This window comes from Hasllibacter sp. MH4015, assembly GCF_020177575.1.
In the GTDB taxonomy this organism is placed as follows: Bacteria; Pseudomonadota; Alphaproteobacteria; order Rhodobacterales; family Rhodobacteraceae; genus Gymnodinialimonas.
Genome location: NZ_JAHTBK010000001.1, coordinates 1603165 through 1625430 on the forward strand (window position 1 = coordinate 1603165; position 22266 = coordinate 1625430).

The 22266-nt window shown below is 64.3% G+C and carries 20 protein-coding genes and 1 tRNA gene; 8 read left to right on the plus strand and 13 right to left on the minus strand.

The annotated features are described in order from the left end of the window. The first annotated feature begins 3 nt into the window (after positions 1 to 3). Positions 4 to 1476: an ABC transporter permease gene (locus KUW62_RS08390; protein WP_224815039.1), complete on the plus strand. Its 1473-nt coding sequence runs from the start codon at positions 4 to 6 to the stop codon at positions 1474 to 1476. A gap of 124 nt (positions 1477 to 1600) precedes the next feature. Continuing rightward, positions 1601 to 3715 carry an ABC transporter ATP-binding protein gene (locus KUW62_RS08395; RefSeq protein WP_224815040.1) on the plus strand — a complete coding sequence of 705 codons (2115 nt, stop codon included), beginning with the start codon at positions 1601 to 1603 and terminating at the stop codon, positions 3713 to 3715. 68 nt (positions 3716 to 3783) lie between these two features. On the opposite strand, the gene modC is transcribed toward KUW62_RS08395, so the two are convergent. The 8 genes from modC to pdxH form a co-directional block, all read right to left on the minus strand. Beyond that, a complete protein-coding gene (gene modC, locus KUW62_RS08400) occupies positions 3784 to 4848 on the minus strand; it encodes a molybdenum ABC transporter ATP-binding protein (RefSeq protein ID WP_224815041.1) in 1065 nt (354 codons plus the stop codon). Continuing rightward, the gene (gene modB / locus KUW62_RS08405) at positions 4841 to 5542 is read right to left on the minus strand and encodes a molybdate ABC transporter permease subunit (protein ID WP_224815042.1); all 702 of its coding nucleotides are present in this window, start codon (positions 5540 to 5542) and stop codon (positions 4841 to 4843) included. The genes modC and modB overlap by 8 nt, the downstream gene beginning before the upstream one ends. Next, positions 5539 to 6276, minus strand: coding sequence for a molybdate ABC transporter substrate-binding protein (modA, locus tag KUW62_RS08410; RefSeq protein WP_224815043.1), 738 nt, complete (start codon positions 6274 to 6276; stop codon positions 5539 to 5541). The genes modB and modA overlap by 4 nt, the downstream gene beginning before the upstream one ends. 233 nt (positions 6277 to 6509) lie before the next feature. Beyond that, on the minus strand, positions 6510 to 10181 hold the full coding sequence (locus KUW62_RS08415) for a vitamin B12-dependent ribonucleotide reductase (RefSeq protein WP_224815044.1): 3672 nt from the start codon (positions 10179 to 10181) through the stop codon (positions 6510 to 6512). A gap of 593 nt (positions 10182 to 10774) precedes the next feature. Beyond that, positions 10775 to 10851, minus strand: a tRNA-Pro gene (locus KUW62_RS08420). Between the two features lie 43 nt (positions 10852 to 10894). Further along, entirely contained in the window at positions 10895 to 11380 is a 486-nt protein-coding gene (locus KUW62_RS08425; protein ID WP_224815045.1) for a DUF192 domain-containing protein, read from the minus strand. A gap of 89 nt (positions 11381 to 11469) precedes the next feature. Continuing rightward, positions 11470 to 11973 (minus strand): cold-shock protein, encoded by a 504-nt coding sequence (locus KUW62_RS08430; RefSeq protein ID WP_224815046.1) that lies wholly within the window; start codon positions 11971 to 11973, stop codon positions 11470 to 11472. Between the two features lie 175 nt (positions 11974 to 12148). Then, positions 12149 to 12769 carry a pyridoxamine 5'-phosphate oxidase gene (pdxH, locus tag KUW62_RS08435; protein ID WP_224815047.1) on the minus strand — a complete coding sequence of 207 codons (621 nt, stop codon included), beginning with the start codon at positions 12767 to 12769 and terminating at the stop codon, positions 12149 to 12151. 135 nt (positions 12770 to 12904) lie between these two features. Between pdxH and fabI the strand changes: the two genes are divergently transcribed. The 4 genes from fabI to KUW62_RS08455 all read left to right on the plus strand — a co-directional run bounded on the left by fabI (position 12905) and on the right by KUW62_RS08455 (position 15604). Continuing rightward, a complete protein-coding gene (gene fabI, locus KUW62_RS08440; protein WP_224815048.1) occupies positions 12905 to 13717 on the plus strand; it encodes an enoyl-ACP reductase FabI in 813 nt (270 codons plus the stop codon). Next, positions 13714 to 14328: a LysE family translocator gene (locus tag KUW62_RS08445; RefSeq protein ID WP_224815049.1), complete on the plus strand. Its 615-nt coding sequence runs from the start codon at positions 13714 to 13716 to the stop codon at positions 14326 to 14328. The genes fabI and KUW62_RS08445 overlap by 4 nt, the downstream gene beginning before the upstream one ends. 3 nt (positions 14329 to 14331) lie before the next feature. After that, positions 14332 to 14850 carry a xanthine phosphoribosyltransferase gene (gpt, locus tag KUW62_RS08450; RefSeq protein WP_224815050.1) on the plus strand — a complete coding sequence of 173 codons (519 nt, stop codon included), beginning with the start codon at positions 14332 to 14334 and terminating at the stop codon, positions 14848 to 14850. 130 nt (positions 14851 to 14980) lie between these two features. After that, positions 14981 to 15604, plus strand: a complete 624-nt coding sequence (locus KUW62_RS08455) for a class I SAM-dependent methyltransferase (RefSeq protein WP_224815051.1) — start codon at positions 14981 to 14983, stop codon at positions 15602 to 15604. A 31-nt stretch (positions 15605 to 15635) separates the two neighbouring features. On the opposite strand, the gene KUW62_RS08460 is transcribed toward KUW62_RS08455, so the two are convergent. From KUW62_RS08460 to KUW62_RS08480, 5 genes are all read right to left on the minus strand, one after another. Next, positions 15636 to 16190 (minus strand): VOC family protein, encoded by a 555-nt coding sequence (locus tag KUW62_RS08460; protein WP_224815052.1) that lies wholly within the window; start codon positions 16188 to 16190, stop codon positions 15636 to 15638. A gap of 116 nt (positions 16191 to 16306) precedes the next feature. Continuing rightward, complete coding sequence (locus tag KUW62_RS08465) at positions 16307 to 17635, minus strand: HlyC/CorC family transporter (RefSeq protein ID WP_224815053.1); 1329 nt, start codon at positions 17633 to 17635, stop codon at positions 16307 to 16309. 99 nt (positions 17636 to 17734) lie between these two features. Next, positions 17735 to 18676 (minus strand): tyrosine recombinase, encoded by a 942-nt coding sequence (locus KUW62_RS08470; RefSeq protein WP_224815054.1) that lies wholly within the window; start codon positions 18674 to 18676, stop codon positions 17735 to 17737. A gap of 4 nt (positions 18677 to 18680) precedes the next feature. After that, a complete protein-coding gene (locus KUW62_RS08475) occupies positions 18681 to 20210 on the minus strand; it encodes a hypothetical protein (protein WP_224815055.1) in 1530 nt (509 codons plus the stop codon). A gap of 4 nt (positions 20211 to 20214) precedes the next feature. Continuing rightward, a complete protein-coding gene (locus KUW62_RS08480; RefSeq protein WP_224815056.1) occupies positions 20215 to 20442 on the minus strand; it encodes a hypothetical protein in 228 nt (75 codons plus the stop codon). A 42-nt stretch (positions 20443 to 20484) separates the two neighbouring features. Here KUW62_RS08480 and KUW62_RS08485 point away from each other — a divergent pair, with 42 nt between their 5' ends. Next, positions 20485 to 21069 (plus strand): shikimate kinase, encoded by a 585-nt coding sequence (locus KUW62_RS08485; protein WP_224815057.1) that lies wholly within the window; start codon positions 20485 to 20487, stop codon positions 21067 to 21069. 13 nt (positions 21070 to 21082) lie between these two features. Continuing rightward, positions 21083 to 22195, plus strand: coding sequence for a 3-dehydroquinate synthase (gene aroB, locus KUW62_RS08490; RefSeq protein WP_224815058.1), 1113 nt, complete (start codon positions 21083 to 21085; stop codon positions 22193 to 22195). Positions 22196 to 22266: the final 71 nt, after the last annotated feature.

The following is a 22266-nucleotide window of genomic DNA, read 5'->3' on the forward strand; positions in this document are numbered from 1 at the left end:
GAGATGGAACCCCTTACCTGGACCGGTACATTCGGCACTTTCCTCAACCCCCTGATCCTCGCTTCGGTGGTGATCTTCATCCTCGGCTTCCTCGCCAATACCGTCCTGACCCTCGCCGGGCAGCGCGCGGGCGAGATGGTCGTGAACCCCGATCACACCCTCACGTTGGAGCGCACATCAGTCGATTACGCGCTCAGCACGATGAAATACGCGGTGCTTCTGTTCGTGCTGTGCTGCGTGGGCTACGTGATCGGCGGCATCGTCCTGCCCTCGCCCGAGCAGAAGGGCATCCTCGGCGCCATGGGCCTACGGCTCCTGCCCGTCTGGATCGCACTGATCGTAACCTTCGTCGTTTCGATCAGCTTCAAGCGCCGCCTCGGCCTTTACGGGAAACTCTTCGACAGCCCCATCGGCATGGCGGGCTTCGGCCTCGTGATGTTCTGGATCTTCGCCGCAATCTTCTCGGGCATCTTCCCGCTGGTGCCGACCCACGGCGCCATCGACCTGGTGTCGTCGATGCGCAACGAGTTGCCCGGCACCCCCCTGCCCAACCCCGATGAGGGGGATTATCCCTACTACCTTCTCGGCGGGGACAATCTGGGTCGCGACGTCTTCAGTCGCGTGTTCTTTGGCGCGGCAGACGTGCTCAAGATCACGCCCGCGGCCACGCTTTTCGCCTTCATGGTGGGCGTCACCCTCGGGCTTCCGGCGGGCTATTTCGGCGGCAAGCTCGATACCGTCCTGACCTTCATCGCCAACCTCGCCCTCGCCTTCCCCGTCATCTTGCTCTTCTTCTTGCTGGTGACGCCGGAAATCGTCGCGGCGGGCGTGCCGCAATACATGTCGATGGTCCTGTTCCTGTTCCCGATCCTGTTCCTGGTGGTGCTGTTCAATTCGCGCTACCACACCGATCCGGTGCGCCGGAACATCTTCGTGGGCGCTGCGCTGGTGGTGGGCCTCCTCCTCTACTTCTCCCTGATCTCGAACCGCGATGACGCGGATCTTCCGGGCCTCTTCCGGATCTGGCCCGAGGCGCTGGACCTCTTCGACATTGCGGGCAACCTGCTGATCGTCTTCGTGTCGGTGGTCTTCGTGAACTCCCCCACGGTCTTCCGTATCGTGCGCGGCATCGTGTTGGACGTGAAAACCCGCGACTACGTGGCCGCGGCGCAGACGCGCGGCGAAGGCCCTTGGTACATCATGCTGTGGGAAATCCTGCCCAATGCGCGCGGCCCCCTGATCGTCGATTTCTGCCTGCGCATCGGCTACACCACGATCCTTCTGGGCACCTTGGGCTTCTTCGGCCTCGGCGTGTCGCCGGAAAGCCCGGATTGGGGCTCCACGATCAACGAAGGCCGCCGCCTTCTGACGATCTACCCCCACCCGGCCCTGCCCCCCGCCCTCGCGCTGATGAGCCTTGTGCTTGGCCTCAACCTTCTGGCCGACGGCCTGCGCGAAGAGAGTTTGAAGGATTGAACGCTCGCGTGGCGCGGCGCATCCGCGGCGCCACGTGGAGATCTCGAATATATACCGGTCCTATACCGCAGATATACCGGTTCCATACGCGGCCAAATGGTCGGTCAGTTGAGGAAAACTTGAAATGGTCGATGTAATCGCAGAAGACGTCAAAGCGGTCCCGGATCGGTACGATGGCCCCATTCTGGAGATCGAAAACCTCTCCATCTCCTTCTTCACGCGGCTCCGCGAAATTCCTGCCGTGATGGATTTCTCCTGCACCGTGATGCCCGGCGAAGCCATGGGGCTGGTCGGCGAATCCGGGTGCGGCAAATCCACCGTGGCGCTTGGCGTGATGCAGGATTTGGGCGTGAACGGGCGTGTCGTCGGCGGCACGATCAAGTTCAAGGGCCGCGACCTGAACACCATGTCGGACGAGGAATTGCGCGACCTGCGCGGGTCCGAGATCGCGATGATCTACCAGGAGCCCATGGCGTCCCTGAACCCCGCGATGAAGATCGGCAAGCAGCTGATGGAAGTGCCCATGATCCACGAGGGCAAGTCCGAGAAGGAGGCCTATGACCTCGCCCTGCAAGTCGTCACCGACGTTCGCCTGCCGGACCCGGAGCGGATGCTGAAAAGCTATCCCCACCAATTGTCCGGCGGTCAGCAGCAGCGCATCGTAATCGCCATGGCCTTGATGTCAAAGCCTTCTCTGCTGATCCTGGATGAGCCGACGACAGCGCTCGACGTGACGGTGGAGGCCGGGATCGTCGATCTGGTGAAAGGGTTGGGAGAGAAATACGGCACCTCCATGCTGTTCATCTCCCACAACCTCGGGCTGGTGCTGGAAACTTGCGACCGGCTTTGCGTGATGTATTCCGGGGAGGCGGTGGAGACCGGCTCCATCGCCGACGTCTTCGACAAGATGCAGCACCCCTATACCCAGGCGCTCTTCCGTTCCATCCCGCTGCCGGGCGCGGACAAGAACGCGCGTCCCCTCATCGCCATTCCGGGCAATTTCCCCCTGCCCCATGAACGCCCGCCGGGCTGCAATTTCGGGCCCCGCTGCAATTATTTCGAAGAAGGCCGCTGCGATGCCGGTCCGATCAAGATGGCCCCCGTCGCCGGCGACGACCGCCACGCCACAAGGTGCCTGAAGTTCGAGGAGATCGACTGGAACGCCCCACCCGAACTGGGCGCGACCTCCGAGAAAGCCCCGATCGGCGACACGGTCATCAAGGTCGACAACCTCAAGAAATACTACGAGGTCGCGGCCAACGCGCTGTTCGGCGGCGGCGACAAGAAAGTCGTAAAAGCCAACGAAACCCTGAGCTTCGAGGCGCGCGAATCCGAGACGCTCGCCATCGTGGGGGAATCGGGGTGCGGCAAGTCCACACTTGCCAAGGTGCTGATGGGGCTGGAGACGGCCACGGACGGCACCATCCTGATGGGCAACAAGGAAATCCAGAATACGGCCATCGAGGATCGTGAGACGCGGACCGTGTCGAGCATCCAGATGGTGTTCCAGAACCCGTTCGACACGCTCAACCCGTCGATGACCGTGGGTCGCCAGATCATCCGCGCGTTGGAAGTCTTCAAGATCGGCAATTCCGACGCCGACCGGCGTGAGCGGATGCTGGAGCTACTGGACCTCGTGAAGCTGCCCCGTGCGTTTGCCGACCGGATGCCGCGCCAATTGTCCGGCGGGCAGAAGCAGCGCGTGGGCATCGCCCGGGCCTTTGCAGGCGACGCGCAGATCGTGGTGGCGGACGAACCCGTCAGCGCGCTTGACGTGTCGGTACAGGCCGCCGTGACGGACCTTTTGATGGAGATCCAGCGCCGCGAGAAAACGACGCTTCTGTTCATCTCCCACGACTTGTCCATCGTCCGCTATCTTAGCGACCGCGTCATGGTCATGTATCTCGGCCACGTGGTTGAACTTGGCTCCACCGAGCAGGTGTTCAGCCCGCCCTACCACCCCTATACCGAGGCGCTTCTGTCGGCCGTGCCGATTGCGGACACGTCCATTGAAAAACAGCATATCGTCCTGGAAGGCGACATTCCGTCGGCCATGAACCCGCCGTCGGGCTGCCCGTTCCAGACGCGCTGCCGCTGGAAATCCGACGTGCCGGACGGCTTGTGCGAGAAGGAGGTGCCGCCGATGCGGACGCTTGCCACCGGACACGAGATCAAGTGTCATCTGGCCGAAGACATCCTCGCACGGATGGAACCGGTGATTAAAATCGCCGCGGAATAGGTGCGAGGCCCGGGGGCCAGCCCCCGGACCCCCGAGGTATTTGGGAAGCAAAGAGGGGCGCAGCCGTGTCAGGCCGCCCCGACATTGCCGGACGCGACGGCGACGGATTTGATGACGGCGTAGCCCTGCCACCCTTCCCGGAGCGCCATCGCATCGGCGGAGCGGCCCGTGACGCGCGCAAGCAGCAGGTCATCGCCCGCGCGCAGCTGCACCATGACACCCGGCCCATCGCCGCGACGGAGCGCGGAAATTGCCACCGGCAAGACGTTCAGCGCCGATATGCCCTGTGGCCGGGTTTCCGCGAGCATCACATCCTGCGCCTTCACCCGCACGCGAACGGACGCACCCTCCACCTCCGACACGCGCGGCAGCCAGAGGGGACCGGCGGCGCATTTAAGCTCCGTCAATCCATCGCCGTGGTGCCGGACGACCCGGGCTGAGAGAAGCGCACCCGCCTCCCGCACCCCCAGAACCGGGCTGATATCGGGGTCCGACAGCACATCGGCCGCAGGCCCCACCCGCACGACGCGCCCCGCCTCCATCGCCACAACCGTCGTGGCCAAACGCGCGATTTCGGCGACGGAATGGGAGACGTAGAGGATCGGCAGATCGGCCTCCGCTTGCAGCCGTTCGATATAGGGCAGGATCTCCGCCTTGCGCGCCTCGTCCAATGCGGCGAGCGGCTCGTCCAGCAGCAAAAGCCGGGGCCGGGTCAGGAGGGCGCGGCCAATGGCCACCCTCTGCGCCTCTCCGCCCGACAGCGCGCCGGGGCGGCGGGACAGGAGATCACCGATACCGAGCATCCCCACGATACCGTCCATATCGCCGTCACGCATGCCGTAGCGCAGGTTCGCCGCCACGCTCATATGGGAGAACAGGCGCGGCTCCTGAAAGACGTATCCGATGCGGCGGTCGGAGACGGGCAAGCGCAGGCCGGTCGCGGTGTCTTCCAGGCGTGTTCCGCCCACCGCGATCCGTGCGACATCCGCTTTAAGAACGCCCGCTATTGCTTTGACCACGCTCGTTTTTCCGGCACCAGACCTGCCGAACAGGGCCGTCACACCCTTGGGCGCCTCGAATTGCGCATCGAGGTCGAAGCCGGGAAACCCGTGCCTGATCCGAACGTCAATCATCGCGCCCCCCGATCCGCCGGGCCATGCGCCGCGCCAGTATTTCTGAGGCCAGGAGCGCCCCCATCGCGACCAGGACAGATACGATCACCAGCCGCCACGCCGCGCCCTCCCCCCCGGGCACTTGCAGGAACGCGTAGATCGCCGATGGCACGGTACGGGTCTGACCGGGGATGTTGGAGACGAAGGTGATCGTCGCCCCGAACTCCCCCATCGCCTTGGCGAAAGCCAGGATCGCGCCGGTCAGGATGCCGGGCGCGGTCAAGGGCAACGTGATCGTTGCAAAGACCCGCCAGCGGGACGCGCCAAGGGTGCTCGCCGCCTCCTCCAGCTTCGGGTCCACGGCTTCGATCGACAGGCGGATCGCGCGGACCATCAGCGGAAATGCCATGATCCCCGCCGCCAGCGCCGCGCCGGTCCAGCGGAAGGCAACGCCGAGGCCCATATTTTCCAACCATTGCCCAAGCGCCGTCTGCGGCCCGAAGCTGATCAGCAGAACATAGCCGGTGACGACGGGCGGCAGGATCAGGGGCAGATGGACAAGGCCGTTCAGGATCGCGTGGCCCGGGAAACGGTGCCGCGCCAGGAGATACGCCACCGCGATGCCCAGGGGCAGGCTGACGAGGGTCGCGGTCAGCGCCACGCGCAGGGACAGGGCCACCGCCTCCCATTCCGCCGGGCCAAGCCAGTTGCTCAACGTTCCACCAGGCCGAAGCCCGCCCCGGATAGCGTGGCGCGGGCCAGTGGCGTGTCGAGATAGGCGAGGAAGGCGGATGCCTCCGGCCGCGCCGCGACCGTCAGGGCGATAGGATAGCGGATCGGCGGATGAAGCTCTTCCGGCACATGGGCCAGCACCGCCACGCGCCGTTCGTCCACCGGATCCGTGGCATAGACGATCCCCATCCGCGCGGCACCGATCGCCACCAGAAGCTGCGCGGCGCGCACGTTGTCGGTTTCGATAATTTGCGGGCGAAGCGGCCCCCACAGCCCCAATTCCTCTAATGCGGCGCGGGCATAGATACCCGCAGGCACGGCGTCGGAAAGGGCAATGGCGAGGCGTCCGCCCTCAAGCGCCGCACCCAGGTCAGCAAGGGCGACCGGATCCGTGCGGTGCCAGCTTCCGATCAGGACCAGCCGGTTGGTCAGGAGGTCGCGCCGTGTGCCCGGTTGCACCGCGCCCACAGCCTCCAGATGGTCCATCCAGGCGGCATTGGCGAGCAGAACGATATCCGCGGGCGCGCCGCTTTCCACCTGTCGGGCCAGGGCGGAGGAACCCGCATAGACAAGGGTGACGTCATGGCCAGTCTCCCGTTCCCACGCCTCCGCAATCTGATCGAGCGGTCCGCCAAGGCTTGCGGCGGCGAACAGGGTCACGTCCCCGGCGAGGGCCGGATGAGCAAACAGGAACGTGGTAAGAAGCGCGCGGAACATGGGGCGACTATCGCCGGAGATGGGCCAAGCGGCAAGGCGCGGCACGTGGGTGCAAATCCGCGACACGCAAAGAAAAATGGGGCCCCCGAAGGGACCCCAAGGTTCGCTGATCAGGCTCTGATAGTTTACTGCCCGAGTGTTCTGCCTGCGGCCTGATCCGCGTCAGGGGCGAGCGCACCCGCCCCGGAACTCAGGTTCGCGTCTCTGGTGAGGACGACGCGAACCCGATCTTGTTAACTGCAGCCGCTTGTCGCGCCGCAGGTGTTGCACTTCATGCAGGTGCCGTTGCGAACCAGCGTGTAGTTGCCGCATTCGCCGCAGGCTTCGCCTTCATAGCCCTGCATTTTCGCCTTGGTCCTTGCATCCATCGACACCGTGCCGGTCGTGACCGCCGTGGTGGACGTGACCGCCGCCATCGTGCCGCCGCCGCCCTTGGTCTCGGGCACCAGCGCCTCCAGCACTGCGACCGGGTCCGCGCCGCCTTGCAGCACCACCAGCTCTTGCGGGGCGCGGTTGCGAAGGTATCCGGTGGAGGCGACCTGCTTCAGGACGTCCACGGCGCTTGCCGCGCGGCTGTCGGGGACTTCCTTGACGTTGGACACGCCTTCCTCCGCCCCGCGGCCCACATCGTCGAAGCTGGCGCCTTCCGGGGCCACATGGGCCAAGTCGGTGCGGTCGAGGTAGCTGACGGCCAATTCGCGGAAGATGTAATCGAGGATCGAGGTCGCGTTCTTGATCGTCTCGTTGCCCTGCACCATGCCCGAGGGTTCGAACTTGGTGAAGGTGAAGGCGTCCACGAACTCCTCCAGCGGCACACCGTATTGCAGACCCACGGAGACGGCGATGGCGAAGTTGTTCATCATCGCGCGGAAGCCCGCGCCTTCCTTGTGCATGTCGATGAAGATCTCACCGAGGTTGCCGTCCTCGTATTCACCCGTGCGCAGGTACACCTTGTGGCCGCCCACAATCGCCTTCTGGGTATAGCCCTTCCGACGTTGGGGCATCTTCTCGCGCGCCCGGCTGATCTCCTTCACGATGACCTTTTCGATCACCTTCTCGGCCAGCACCATGGACTTCTCATGGGCCGTGCCGGTCTCCAGGATTTCGGCGGCCTCGTCGTCATCCTCCACCAGCGCGGCGGCCAGAGGTTGGGACAGTTTGGAGCCGTCGCGGTAGAGCGCATTGGCCTTCACGCCGAGGGACCAGGACAGCTCATAGGCCTTCTGGCAGTCCTCGATCGTGGCGTGGTTGGCCATGTTGATCGTCTTGGAGATTGCGCCCGAGATGAAGGATTGGGCCGCCGCCATCATGTGAATGTGCGATTCCACGCTGAGGTAGCGTTTGCCTTTCTTCCCGCAGGGGTTCGCGCAGTCGAACACGCCAAGGTGCTCGTCCTTGAGGAACGGCGCGCCCTCCAAGGTCATGGTCCCACAGACATGGTCATTCGCGGCCTCGATATCGGCTTTGGAGAAGCCGAGATGGCGCAGCAGGTCAAAGGTGGGATCGTTCAGTTTTTCCGCCGGGATGCCCAGGGTCTCGGTGCAGAATTCCGCGCCGAGGGTCCATTGATTGAAGACGAAGCGAATGTCGAAAGCCTGCGGCAGCGCGGTCTCGATCTTCTCGATCTCCGCAGGGCCGAAGCCGTGGCCGATCAGGCTTGTGTGATTGATGCCGGGGGCCTGACCCAGGGTGCCGTGACCCACGGCATAGGCGATAATCTCCTCGATCTGGCTGGACGTGTAGCCAAGCCCTTCCAGCGCCGAGGGGACGGACCGGTTGATGATCTTGAAATATCCGCCGCCGGCCAGCTTCTTGAACTTCACCAGCGCAAAGTCGGGCTCGATCCCGGTCGTGTCGCAATCCATCACCAGACCGATGGTGCCGGTGGGTGCGATGACGGTGGCCTGGGCGTTGCGATAACCATGCGCCTCACCCAATGTCAGCGCCTCGTCCCAGGCCTGCTTGGCCAGTTCGACCAGCTTGGCATCGGGGCAATTCACCTGGTCCAGCGCGACCGGGTTCACATTCACGTCCTCGTAGCCGTCGGTCTTGCCATAGGCTGCGTTGCGGTGGTTGCGCATGACGCGCAGCATGTGTTCGCGGTTCTTGGCGAACCCGTCGAAGGGCCCAAGTTCGGAGGCGATTTCAGCTGACGTTGCATAAGCCACCCCGGTCATGATCGCGGTCAAAGCCCCGCAAAGCGCGCGGCCCTCCTCACTGTCATAGCCGTAGCCCATGTTCATCAGCAGGCCGCCGATATTGGCATAGCCCAGGCCGAGCGTGCGGAAATCGTAGCTCAGCTGCGCGATCTCCTTGGACGGGAACTGCGCCATCATGACGGAGATTTCCAGCGTCAGGGTCCACAACCGGCTGGCATGCATGTAGCTTTCCGCGTCGAACGTGCCGGCGGTGTAGAAGGTCAGCAGGTTCATCGAGGCGAGGTTGCAGGCCGTGTCGTCGAGGAACATGTACTCCGAGCACGGGTTGGAGCCGCGGATCGGGCCGTCTTCGGGACAGGTGTGCCAAGCGTTCACGGTGTCATGGTACTGGATGCCGGGATCGGCGCAGGCCCATGCGGCATGGCCGACCTTTTCCCACAGGTCGCGGGCCTTGATCTCCTTGGCGATCGTGCCGTCCTTGCGATTGGTCAGCTGCCACATCTCGTCATTCGCAACCGCTTTCAGGAAGTTATCGGTGACGCGGATGGAGTTGTTGGAATTCTGGCCGGAGACAGAATTATACGCCTCGCTGTCCCAGTCGGTGTCGTAGGTCGGGAACTTGATGCTGTCGAAGCCCTGCTTGGCGTAATCCAGTACGCGCTTCACATAGGTCTCGGGGATGGCGACCTTCTTGGCCTCGCGGATCGCCTGTTTCAGGCTGTCATTCTTGGCCGGATCGACCGCGTCTTCCAGCGACCCGTCCCACGTCTTGATGGCCGTGAAGATATTGTTGAGCATCCGCTCGTGCATCTTGGAGCCCGCGACGATGCTTGCCACCTTCTGCTCTTCCAGCACCTTCCACTCGATGAATTCCTCGATATCCGGATGGTCCGCATCGACGATGACCATCTTGGCCGCGCGGCGTGTCGTGCCGCCGGACTTGATCGCGCCCGCCGCCCGGTCGCCGATCTTGAGGAAGCCCATCAGGCCGGAGGACTTGCCGCCGCCCGACAGCTTTTCGCCCTCGCCGCGCAGGTGAGAGAAGTTGGTGCCGGTGCCAGAGCCGTACTTGAAGAGGCGCGCCTCACGCACCCACAAATCCATTATGCCGCCGTCATTCACCAGGTCGTCCTGCACGCCCTGGATGAAGCAGGCGTGCGGCTGGGGATGCTCGTAGCTGCTGGTGGATTTCGTCAGCTTACCCGTTTTGTAGTCGACGTAATGGTGGCCCTGCGCCGGGCCGTCGATGCCATAGGCCCAGTGCAGGCCGGTGTTGAACCATTGCGGGCTGTTGGGTGCTGCCATCTGGCGCGCCAGCATCAGCTGCATCTCGTCGAAATAGGCGCGTGCGTCGGCTTCCTTGGTGAAGTAGCCGCCTTTCCAGCCCCAATAGGCCCACGCGCCCGCAAGGCGCCGGAAGACCTGCTTGGCGGATGTTTCCCCACCATAGCGTTGGTCCTCCGGCATAGCCTCCAGCGCCTTTTCGTCGGCCACGTGGCGCTGAAGGAATGCAGGCACGCCTTTTTCCTTAACCGGCTTGGTGGCAGCAGGCACACCGGCCTTGCGGAAATACTTCTGGGCAATCACGTCGGACGCGACCTGGCTCCAGCCGGTCGGCACTTCGACGTTGTCGAGCTTGAACACGATGGTCCCGTCGGGATTGCGGATCTCGGACACCGTCGTGGTGAAATCGAGGTCCGCATAGGCGTCTGCACCGTCACGGGTAAATCTGCGTTCAATCTTCATCGTCTTGCCTCTTTGCACTTGGACCGCTCGATGCGTGCCCCTTGTTCCCTACGAAAGCGGCCTGCCAGGGTCTTCTGCCCTCTGACCGTCAAAAGCGTGTGGGGCGCATTGCGCGCAGCCGATGGCACACATCATTCGGGTCGGCCGCTTTTTGTCGCGGTCGGCTGATGCAGCATCCGTGCTAGTCTTTGCTGAGGTTACCCTCTGCCCCCGTCGGGCTGCGCTATATATTGTGGCGCTTCACCCGGCCCGCACAACCTGACGTGTTTGGACCGATTGGGTCAATGACATTTTTGTATTTTTCCACGGGAATTTTTCCTTGAAATCGTGATTGCAGGCCGGGCCGTCGACCGCCCATCCGATTCCCCCCACCCGCCCCGGCGCGGGTTTTCCTTTGTTCCGGGCGGGATAGCGGGCGAACTCCAAGTCATACCTTCACGGCCCGGTTGACGCAGGGGCCGCCCACAGCATTTCGATGCTGCGCTGCGGCGTGCCACAATATGTAGTCGAATTGTCACAATCCGTGACAAGGGCCACCACATCAGGGGGCCGCTTGTCGAAAAACACACAACATTTAGACGATGGCGGAGGAGTGGTCGGGGAGGCGAGATTCGAACTCACGACCTTCTGTACCCAAAACAGACGCGCTACCAGGCTGCGCTACACCCCGACTGCCGCGCTCATATCGGGGCGGGCGGCCCCAACGCAAGCCCTTACTCTTCGCAGGGCCACACGGCGAGGTCTTGATTGATCGCCGGGTGCCGCAATTCCGTGCCCTCGGCGATCCCGAACCGCTCCGCAACACCGCCATTGATCTCCAGCACATACTGGATGTCGTTGCTGCCGCCCGGGATCGGCGTGCGGTCCAGCGGCACCGCCTCCGCATGGACATGGCGCACGACGCCCGTTGCATCCACGAAGATCATGTCGAGCGGGATCAGCGTGTTCTCCATCCAGAAGCTGACCCTCTGCGGGCGGTCATAGACGAAGAGCATCCCGGCCTGTTGCGGCAATTCTTCCACATGCATCAGGCCCTGCGCCCGCTCCCTCCGGTCATCGGCGACGGAGACACGGAAGCGCGCCGCGCCCCAATCGCCGCGCACCTCAACCCGATCCTCGCGGCACGCGGCCTGGGCGGCCAACGGAAAGGCGGTCAGGGCGGCAATGGACGCGAGGGCTATAAGCGATGCTTTGAACATAACGGCATATTTGCCCCGACATCTTGCGCCGTGCAATGGGGCCGAAAGCACAAACCTGTGTGTGGGGCCAAGGGAACGCCTGGCGCCTGTCAGACCGGGATGTCGTCCCAGACCCTGATTTCCGCTGCCATCTTGCCGCGCGGCCCGTCGATCACTTTGATCGCCACGGCCTCCCCCGGCTGCAATTCCGAAAAGCCCGACGCGCGGAGCACTTCTATATGCACGAACACATCCTCGGACTTTCCGAAGACATTGGCGAACCCGAAGCCCTTGCTCTTGTCGAACCATTTCATCCGCGCCGCCTCGAACGGAACGCGGGTCGTGTCGGGCAGGTCGAAGCTCTTCTCGGGCTGCGCCCCCGGCGGCGTCTCGGGCGTGTCGATCGACAGGATCTCCGTGGCCTGAAGCCCGCGTTGCGTCGGGTTGGCGCGCAGCGCGACGCGCGCGCCCTCCGCGACCGAGCCGCGCCCGAAATTGCGCAGGACATTGGCGTGCAGCAGGATGTCGGGCCCGCCCTTGTCGTCGATGACAAAGCCAAAGCCCTTGCCCGCGTCGAACCACTTCACCTGTCCACTTACAACACCGTCTGCCATCACGTCCCGGACTACGTTCACGGTCAAATTCCTAACACTACGACTATGTCCCCATGGTGGCGACACTGTTGCGACATACAAGCAATAAAAATTGTTCAATTTCATCACTTTGCAATTTCACGCTACGTGAAATTGCGAATATGCAACACCGAAAGTCAGGTAACGTTCACGTAAGCTAGGGGTTCAGGCGTCGGACATCCCACGCCCCCTCCGGGCCTGTTCTGCGCCACTGAAACCGGTCGTGCAGGCGGAAGGCTCCGTCGGCCCAGAACTCGATTTCCACCGGCCTGATCCGGAACCCGCCCCAGAATGGCGGGCGTTTCGGGTTGGCGCCCTGCTCGGCCGTCACGCGGGCCACTTCGGCGACCAAAGCCGCGCGGCTCGACAGCGGTTGCGACTGGTCCGAGGCCCAGGCCCCCAGGCGGCTTTTGAGCGAACGGGAGGCATAGTAATCATCGGCCTGCTTGCCGTCCTCACGCTCCGTCAGACCCCGCACCCGGATTTGGCGCCGCAGGCTTTTCCAGTGCATCACGAAGGCGGCCTTGCCCGCCGCCTCGATCTCGCGCGCCTTGGCCGAGCCGTAATTGGTGTAGAAGACGAACGCCCCCTGCCCGTCGCCCGCGCCCTCGATATCCTTGAGCAGGACCATCCGCGCATTGGGCAACCCGTCGGCGTCGACGGTCGACAGGGCGATCGCGTTGGGATCGTTGGGCTCCGACGCCTCCGCCTCCGCCAGCCAGCTCCGGGCGAGCGTGAACGGATCGTCGCCCGCGAAAATTCCTTTTCGGTCACTCATGCGACCCTCCCCTTCCATGCCCCGTGCGGGTGGAGCTAGCGGCCACATCGCGCCTCGGCAAGCCCCGCGCTGGCTTGAAGCGCCCCATTAAACGGCCTACGAGAGAGACAGCGAATGAAGTGACGGGGGCTCGGCATGGGTCTGATGGAAGGAAAACGCGGCCTCATCATGGGGTTGGCCAACGACAAATCCATTGCATGGGGGATCGCAAAGGCCGTGGCCGCCGAAGGGGCGGAACTTGCGTTTTCGTACCAGGGGGAGGCGCTCCTGAAACGGGTCGGCCCGCTCGCCGAACAACTGGGCTCTTCGCTGGTGGTGCCCTGCGACGTGGGCGATCCCGCGTCCCTCGATGCGCTGTTCGAGACGCTGAAGGACGAATGGGGCAGCCTCGATTTCGTGGTCCACGCCATCGGCTTTTCCGACAAGAACGAATTGCGCGGACGCTACGTGGAGACCTCGTCCGCGAATTTCGCGATGACGATGGACATCTCCGTCTATTCCTTCACCGCCGTGTGCCAGCGGGCGGAGAAGTTGATGCCCAATGGCGGCTCCCTCCTGACGCTCACCTATTCCGGGGCGGAGCGGGTGATGCCCCATTACAATGTCATGGGCGTGGCCAAGGCGGCGCTGGAAGCATCGGTCATGTACCTGGCGGAAGATTTGGGCCGCGACGGCATCCGCGTCAACGCGATCAGCGCGGGCACGATCAAGACACTCGCGGCAAGCGGGATCGGCGATTTTCGCTACATCCTGAAATGGAACGAGAACAACGCCCCCCTCCGCCGGACCGTCACGCAAGACGAGGTCGGCAAATCCGCCCTTTACCTGCTCAGCGACCTCGGCTCCGGCGTCACCGGAGAGGTCCACCACGTCGATGCGGGCTATAACGTGATCGGCATGAAAAACCCCGAAGCCCCCGACATGACGCTGGAGAAGAAAGGCGAATGACGATCGAATGGGTGCATGTGCTGGCCTTCAACCTTGCGCTGTTGGCGGCCATCGCCTCTCCCGGGCCGTCGCTGCTGTTTCTCGTCCGCACCGCGATGGCCGAAGGGCGCGCTGCGGGGCTTTTCGCGGCCTTGGGGTTGGGCGTGATGGCGCCGCTCTGGACATTGGCCGCCCTCCTCGGCCTCGACGTACTCTTCACGCTCTTTCCATGGGCCTACAGTGCCGTGAAGATCGGCGGCGCCGCCTACCTGATCTGGATCGCCGTGCAAACCTGGCGGCACGCCCGCGCGCCCATCGCGCAAACGTCCACACGGGACCACAGGCGCGCCTTCCTGCAGGGGCTGCTCATCAATCTCGCCAATCCCAAATCCGTGCTGTTCGCCGCCGCCGTGATCGTGGTGATTTTCCCCGAAGGTTTGACGACCGCCGATAAGGCACTGATTTACCTCAACCACCTGGCGGTGGAGCTGGTGTTGCAACCGGCGCTCGCGATTGCCCTCTCGACGGGCGTGGTGCGCAGGCGCTATCTGGGGGCCAAACCGATCTTTGACCGCATCGCGGCTTGCGTCCTGGGCGCGCTTGGCCTGCGGCTGTTGCTGGAACGAGGCTAAGACATGACCACGCGACTTCCCCACGAAAAAGGCTTCCACATCTCGTGGGATCAGATCCACCGCGACAGCCGCGCATTGGCGTGGCGGCTCGATGGCAAGGGCCCCGATGACGGCGCGTGGCGGGCGGTGGTGGCAATCACGCGCGGCGGAATGGCGCCCGCGATGATCGTGGCGCGTGAGCTGGACATCCGCACGGTCGATACAATCTCGGTCGTGTCCTACCATTCCGGCGGCGGCAAGGCCGACCAGCGGCGGGAGGCCAAGGTACTGAAATCGCCCAATGACGATCTGATGGGCGATGGCGAAGGCGTGCTGATCATCGACGACCTCGTGGATAGCGGCAAGACGCTGGAGCTGGTCCGCACCCTCTATCCCAAGGCCCATTTCGCCACGGTCTATGCCAAGCCCGAGGGGGAGCCGATGGTGGATACCTTCATCACCGGCGTGAGCCAGGACACCTGGATCTTCTTCCCCTGGGACATGGCCCTGCAATACGTGGAGCCCTATCGGGGGGTGGACTGACCCACGCCGCAGCATCAGCTCGCGTGAATGATCACAAAGCGAGGCAAAGTCGCCGGTCAGATGTCCAACGGCACCACAGACAGGAAACCTGATACGGATATTGCCGTGTCAATTTGGTTCGAGGTGCAGCGTGCGAAGTGAGATCCTGAAAGGCTATGAAGACGCGGCCAACGGCGACTTCATCGCGCGGGTCGAAGCGATTTCGTCAGCCGATCTTCTCGCGCGCGTCATCGAACATATCCCGAAGCAGCCGTGCCGTATCCTGGATGTTGGATCAGGGACCGGGCGGGACGCCGCGTGGCTTGCCTCGCTCGCTCACACAGTTGTGGCCGCGGAGCCCGTGGATGCCCTGAGGCAGGCCGGCATGGCGAAACATGCGTCGCCGAATGTATCTTGGGTAAAAGACGCCTTGCCAGACCTGTCGCGCACGATTTCACTCGGGCAAACGTTCGACATCGTTCTTCTGAGTGCCGTCTGGCAACATCTGGGTGATGCTGACCGTAAAGTCGCGCTTTCGGTCCTGCGGTCTTTGACCGTCGATGGCGGCAAGGTCATCATGTCCATCCGACACGGGGCCGGTGCGCCAACTCGACCCGTGTTTCCCGCCAATGTGGAAAACACCGTGCGATGGGCGCAAGCCGTCGGGCTGTCCGCTGTAGATCGAACAACAAGCCGGTCGGTTCAATCTGGCAATCGTCAAGCAGGCGTCACATGGACCTGGTTGGTGTTGCAGGCGCAAATCGGCGGCAGTTAAGGCCGCAAACCTGCCAATCGCGGCTGGTGCGTCAATCGCTCAAACTCGCCCGCTGCGCACACAATCTCTCAATCGCAATCGCCAGGTGCTTGTCGGCAATCGCGTCGTCGCCCGCCGCGACACGGACCTTGTGCGCCTCCATCAGGACATCGGCGTGGGTGTGGCCCTCGGGCGGCTCGAAGCGATAAGACGCCAGTTCGATCAACATCCCCAGGGGATCGCGGAAGTAGATGGAGTTCATGAAGCCCCTGTCCTTCTCCCCCGAATGGGAAATGCCGCGTTCGTCGAGGCGCTCCACCAATTGCGAATACATCGACTGGCTGACGGAAAATGCGATGTGGTGGAGCTGGCCGACATTCTGTTCAGCCGCATTGCCCGGTGGCTTGCGGTCTTCCGACGTGAAGATCGTGATAAGCCGCCCGTCGCCCGGATCGAAATAGAGGTGCCCCTGATCCGGATCGTCGAGGTTGGGTTGCTCGAAAATGAACGGCATACCCAGCACCCCTTCCCAGAAGTCGATGGAGGTCTGCCTGTCCGCGCCCATCATCGTGATGTGGTGCAGGCCTTGGGATTGGAGCTTGTGCATGGGAAACCTTTCATCGGAGTGATGGGGTATCACGGTCAACGCAAGGTTAACGGGACCCTCGTAATCTTTTCAAATCAACGGCTTGAGGCAGGGTTGCAACCTTGCAACCTCCGGCCTTACAGCCGCCTGATCTTGAGCTTCGTCAGCCGGTTCGCCTCCCGCGCGGCCACTTCGAAGCGGAAGCCGTGGAAGGCGAAGCACTGCCCCGGCTCGGGGATCGTCTGCGCCTCGTGGATTACCAGACCTGCGACCGTATTCGCCTCTTCGTCGGGCAGGGTCCAGTCGGCGGCGCGGTTCAGGTCGCGGATCGTCATGGCCCCGTCGACGGTGTAATTCCCCGCCGCATCCGTCTTCAGGACCGGCGCATCGGGCGTGTCGAATTCATCCGTGATCTCGCCCACGATCTCTTCCAGGATGTCCTCCAGCGTGATCAAGCCACGCAGCGCCCCGTATTCATCGACCACGAGGGCGAAGTGCGTGTGGCGGCGCAGGAACTGGCGCATCTGGTCGTCCAGCGTCGTCGTTTCCGGCACGAAATAGGGCTTCATCGCCACCGCACCGATATCGAACCCCGCAAGGCCCGCCGCATTCTCGCCCCGCGTCAGCCGGTCGATGCCGCGCAGAAGATCCTTGGCATGGACCACGCCCACGATATTTTCCTGATCTTCCTTGAAGACCGGCAGGCGCGTATGGCGCGATTGCAGGGCCTGGCTCAGAATCGCTTCGGGGTCGGCATCGGCGTCGATCATCTCGATGCCGGACCGGTGGAGCATGATCTCCTCCACTGTGCGTTCATGGAGGTCGAGCGCGCCAAGAAGCCGGTCACGCTGTTCCTTCTCCACGCTGCCTTCCTCGTGGCCGATGGACAGCGCGCCCATGATCTCTTCCTTGACGGACAGCATGTTGTCCCCCGCCTCGATCCGCGTGCCGAACAGGCGCAGGACCCCGCGCACGAGGAAGCGGACGATGGCCACAACGGGTGCCATGACCGCGATGATAAGGCCGATGGGCCGCGCGATCCGCGCCGCCGACGTCTCTGGGTTGTTGATGGCATAGGTCTTGGGCAGAACCTCCGCGAAGATCAGCACAAGCGCCGTCATCACAAGGGTCGCAATCGCAACGCCGCCTTCGCCCAGAAGGGCCGTGAAGAGCGCCGTGGCCAGCGCCGTGGCGAGGATGTTGACCAGGTTGTTGCCCAGAAGGATGCCGCCGATCAGACGCTCGTTGTCTTCCTTCAATTCCAGCGCCCGCTCCGCGCCCTTGGCCGGCCCATCCTCCCGCCCGGCGATAGAGCGCAGCTTGCCGCGCGACGCCGCCGTCAGCGCGGTTTCAGAGCCGGAGAAGAAGCCGGAACACAGCAACAGAAACAGGATCACTGCCGCCATGATCCAGGTCGACGGATCGGACAGGGCGGACGGATTGGGTACGGGAAGTTCGTTTTCCATGGACGGGTTATGGGGGCGCGGGGCGGGCCGTTCAAGTCAGGCCGCGCCCGGCAACGGCACAGACAGCACTTTTCGGGTGCTTTTCACGAGGCAAGCGCCCTAGTCCGATCGGGCGAGCGGGTGCTTTTCAAGGACCAGCGCGCGCAGGCGTTCGTCCAGGATGTGGGTATAGATCTCGGTCGTGGCGATGTCGGCATGGCCCAGAAGCGTCTGGATCGCGCGCAAATCGGCCCCGTTCTGCAACAGATGCGTGGCAAAGGCGTGGCGCAGCGTATGGGGCGTGACCCGCGCGGGGTCGAGGCCGGCGGTCACGCTCAATTCCTTGATGAGGGTGAAGAACCGCACCCGCGTCAGATGGCCGGATTTGCCACGCGAAGGGAAGGCAAAGGGGCTGGGTTTTGCCCCGGTCTCAGTCTGCGCGCGCGCCTCCTCCGCATCGCGGTGGGCAAGCCACGCGGCGGCGGCTTCACGGGCGGGCGGGGACAGGGGCACGACCCGCTCCTTCCCGCCCTTGCCCATCACCAGAAGCATCTGCGGATCGCCGCGCAAGGCCGCCACGGGCAGCGAAACAAGCTCCGTCACCCGAAGGCCGGTGGCATAGAGGATCTGCATCAACGCGCGGTTGCGGAGACGGTCGGCGGCGTTGCGGCCATGGACCTCCGACGCCGCGAGAAGCGCATCGACATCCTCAAGGCTCAACGTCTTAGGCAGGCGTCGCGCGCGGGCGGGGCCCGTGATCTGCAAGGTCGGATTGTCGGCGCGCCAGCCTTCTTCATGGGCGAAGCGGTAGAGCTGCTTGAGCGAGGACAGACGCCGCGCACGGGTGGCCGGCGCCAGCCCGTCGGCCTCCAGCCCCGCGATATAGCTCTCAAGCGCCGCACGGTCCGCCATGGCGAACCCGCCGCCTTTGGCCAGCGCGCCCGCGGCATCCTGCAAGTCGCGCCCATAGGCGAGAAGCGTGTTGCGCGCCGCGCCTTGTTCGGCGGCCGCCGCATCGAGGTAGAGCGTAATCCAGTCGCTGTCGCTGGCCGGTCCTCCCACGCCCCTACCCCCGCAACAGATGCAGTTGCAGGGCCGCGCGGCGGGCCACGTCCTCAAGCCCTACGCTGCGAAACAGCACAAGCGCGTCGGTCAGGTCATCGGCATCGGCACTGCCCGCGCCCCGCGCCAGAACGATGGACGCGCGCAAAAGCGCCTCCCCCAACCGATCTTCCGAAAGATAGCTCGCGTAACGGTGGACGGGCGGCTCCGCGGCGAAGGCGGCGGCGATGGCCTGGTCCGTGGAATGGTCGAACGTGGCGGCGTCGGGGGGAAGGCCGCGCGCGATAGCGAAGGCGAACGCCTCCTCCGTGCTTTGGGCGATGGCGCTTTGGGCAACCTGCTCGTAGATCGGAGAGAGCAGACCGACGCGCCGGGCAAGGATACCGGCCTCGCCCACCAGGGGCGTGCGCATCAGGCGCTCGGCATAGATATCGGCGAAGGCCACCTCCAGCCCCGCCTCCTGCATCGCTTGCCACGCGGGGCCAAGACGGCGGCTGGCTTCCACCGGATCACCGGCCAGAAGCGCCGCGTCAAAGGCCTGCAACGCCGCGACCCGGTCCCATACCGCGCCGGAGGCTGACGGCGCCTGCGCTGTATAGATCGCCAACCATTGCTGCGGTTCGATCGCACCGGATCTTGTCAGGCGCTCCGCCGCGTCCAGCTGCGCGCGCCAGCCGGCCAGCACCGACAAATCGGCATAGACGAAGGCCAACGGCAGCCCGGTCATATCGGGCCGTTCCGCGATTGCCATGCGCATCTTGAATTCCAGCGGCGTCAACGTGCTGTCGGGGGGCAATGGCGGTTCGCCCTCGAACAATTCGGGGTCTAGGAAGCGCGCGATCAAATCGCCCTCCTCCTCCGTGATCTGGCCCAGAGCCTCTCCGGTGCCGAGTGACAGGGCCGCGGCGGACCAATCGCCGCCCCGCGCAAGGCAGAAGATGCGCGCAGGAAACGTGGGCGCGATGTCGGGATTCGCATTCATCGCAGCGCAAGCCCGGTCGGAATGGCCCGTCAGGAGGGAGACGTCGAACCAGCGGCGGAACACGGCCGGATCGGTCGGCCCCGCACGTTCCATCATCGCTTGCGCCGGTTCCAATGCGCCGCGGCTCAGCAACATGTCGAGCCGGGCCAGGAACAAGGCGGCGCTTTCGGGGGGCGCGTCCCGCGGCGGGTCCAGTTCGGCCAGGGCCAGCGTTTCCGTGAAACCCAGCATCGCGGGCAGGCCCTGGGCCGGTTGACGGCGCATCAGGTCGGCCAGCACCGCCGTCTCCGACGCGCCCCACAGGCCCTCCGGCAAGCCGGTGATGGAGGCCGGAAGCAGGCCCGTCGCGTCCAACTGAACCGCATCCAGCGGTAAAACGGTTATCGCGGGCACGGAGGCATCGGTGGCGACATTTGCGTGCGGGCGAGTGATCGCGTCCGATAACCAATCCGGTGTGCCAAGCGGCGGCAGGTCACTCGCGACGTCCTGGGCCAGTACCGGGCCGGCAAGCGCGCCACACAACAACGTCAGGGTCAGGGTCGCGCGCGCCACCGGCCTAGTCCGCATCCAGCGTCACGGGTTGCGTCACGCTGCGCACCTCGGGCTGCATCAGCCCGGAATAGGCATAGCCCACAAGCGCGAGAAACCCGATAAAGACCAGGCCAAACAAAAGGATAATGATACGCCCCATGGAGTGGACCCCAGACCCCGCAATCGTCTTTTCCCGCGCCCCGCGCGCGGGCCGATCGGCGTTTGCCGCCGGTTGGAAATCACTATAAGCCATGGACGGCGGGAATTTGCCAGTCGGGGGGGACAATTTTCAGGGATGGGCGAAAGCGTGCCACAGACCGGGCTCAAGCTCACGCGGTCCATCGTGCTGATCGGCATGATGGGCGCGGGCAAGACCGCCATCGGCCGCGCTCTGGCCGCCGAACTGGGTGTGGAGATCCGCGATTCCGACACGGAGATCGTCGCCTCCGCCCAATTGAGCATCGCCGAGATTTTCGACCGATTCGGAGAGCCGTTTTTCAGGGAGAAGGAGGGCCAGGTCATCGCCCGCCTGCTGGAGGGTCCGCCTTGCGTGCTCAGCACCGGGGGCGGCGCGTGGTTGTCGGCCCAAAACCGCGAGATGCTGATGGCACAGGCCAGTGTCGTCTGGCTGGAGGGCGATCTGAACCTTCTGTGGTCGCGCGTGAAACACAAGAGCCACCGCCCCCTTCTGCGCACCGAGGATCCCAAGGCCACGCTGGCCGGATTGCTGGCGACGCGCACGCCCGCCTACGCGCTCGCCCCCGCCAAGGTCACGGTGCAGCCCCATTGGTCCATCGACCGCACGGCGGCGGAGGTCATGCATATTCTTCGTGCCAATGGCACGGTCGTGGCCTCCGAAAACGCAACGCGCGCGGGATGAGGGGGCACCGGGTATGAAGGATGTGGTGCATGTCGATCTGGGCGACCGGGCCTATGATGTGGAAATCGGCTCCGGCCTGTTGGCGCAATCGGGCGCGCGCCTTGCCGCCCTCACCCCACGCCCGAAGGTCTGGATCATCACCGAGGCGCGGGTGGCGGAACTGCACCTCACCACCCTGAAAGCTGGCCTGGACGCGGCCGGGATTGAGGCCCGTGAGTTGATCCTGCCCCCGGGCGAGGCGACGAAATCCTGGGACCATCTGCAACAGGTCGCCCATTGGCTGCTGTCGGAGAAGGTCGAACGCGCCGATATCGTCGTGGCCTTCGGGGGAGGCGTGATTGGTGATCTGGTCGGGTTCGCCGCCGCCATCCACCGCCGCGGCATCCGGTTCGTGCAAATCCCCACATCCCTGCTGGCACAGGTCGACAGCTCGGTGGGCGGCAAGACCGGGATCAACGCGCCCCACGGCAAGAACCTGATCGGGGCGTTCCACCAGCCGACGCTGGTGCTGGCGGATATCGACGTGCTTGGCACAATGACGCCGCGCGATTTCCTGGCGGGCTACGGCGAAGTGGCAAAATACGGCCTTCTGGGCGCCGCCGACTTCTTCACCTGGCTGGAGGAGAACGGCCCCGCCATGGCCGCAGGCGATGCCACTTTGCGACAGGAGGCGGTGCGCCGTTCGGTGCAGATGAAGGCCGATATCGTGGTCCGGGACGAGACCGAACAGGGCGACCGCGCTCTCCTCAACCTTGGCCACACCTTTTGCCACGCGCTGGAGGCCGCGACCGGCTATTCCGATCGCCTGCTCCATGGCGAAGGGGTGGCCATCGGCTGCGCGCTGGCCTTCGATCTGTCCGCCCGCCTCGGCCTCTGCGCTCAGGAAGATCCCAGCCGGGTACGCGCCCATCTGGCGGCTATGGGCATGAAGCGGGACCTGCGCGACATCGACGGGTCCCTGCCCGATGCGGACGGTCTTCTCGACCTGATGGGGCAGGACAAGAAGGTTGTGGCGGGGCAGTTGCGCTTCATCCTCGCGCGCGGCATCGGAGAGGCGTTCGTGACGGGCGACGTCCCGCGCGATGCCGTCCGGGCCCTCCTCCAGGATCATCTGGCAGAGCGTTGAGGCCCGCGTTTTCGACGGCCTCGGCACACCCCGCCACCGGCGTCGGCCACATGTCAAACGCGCGACCCGCT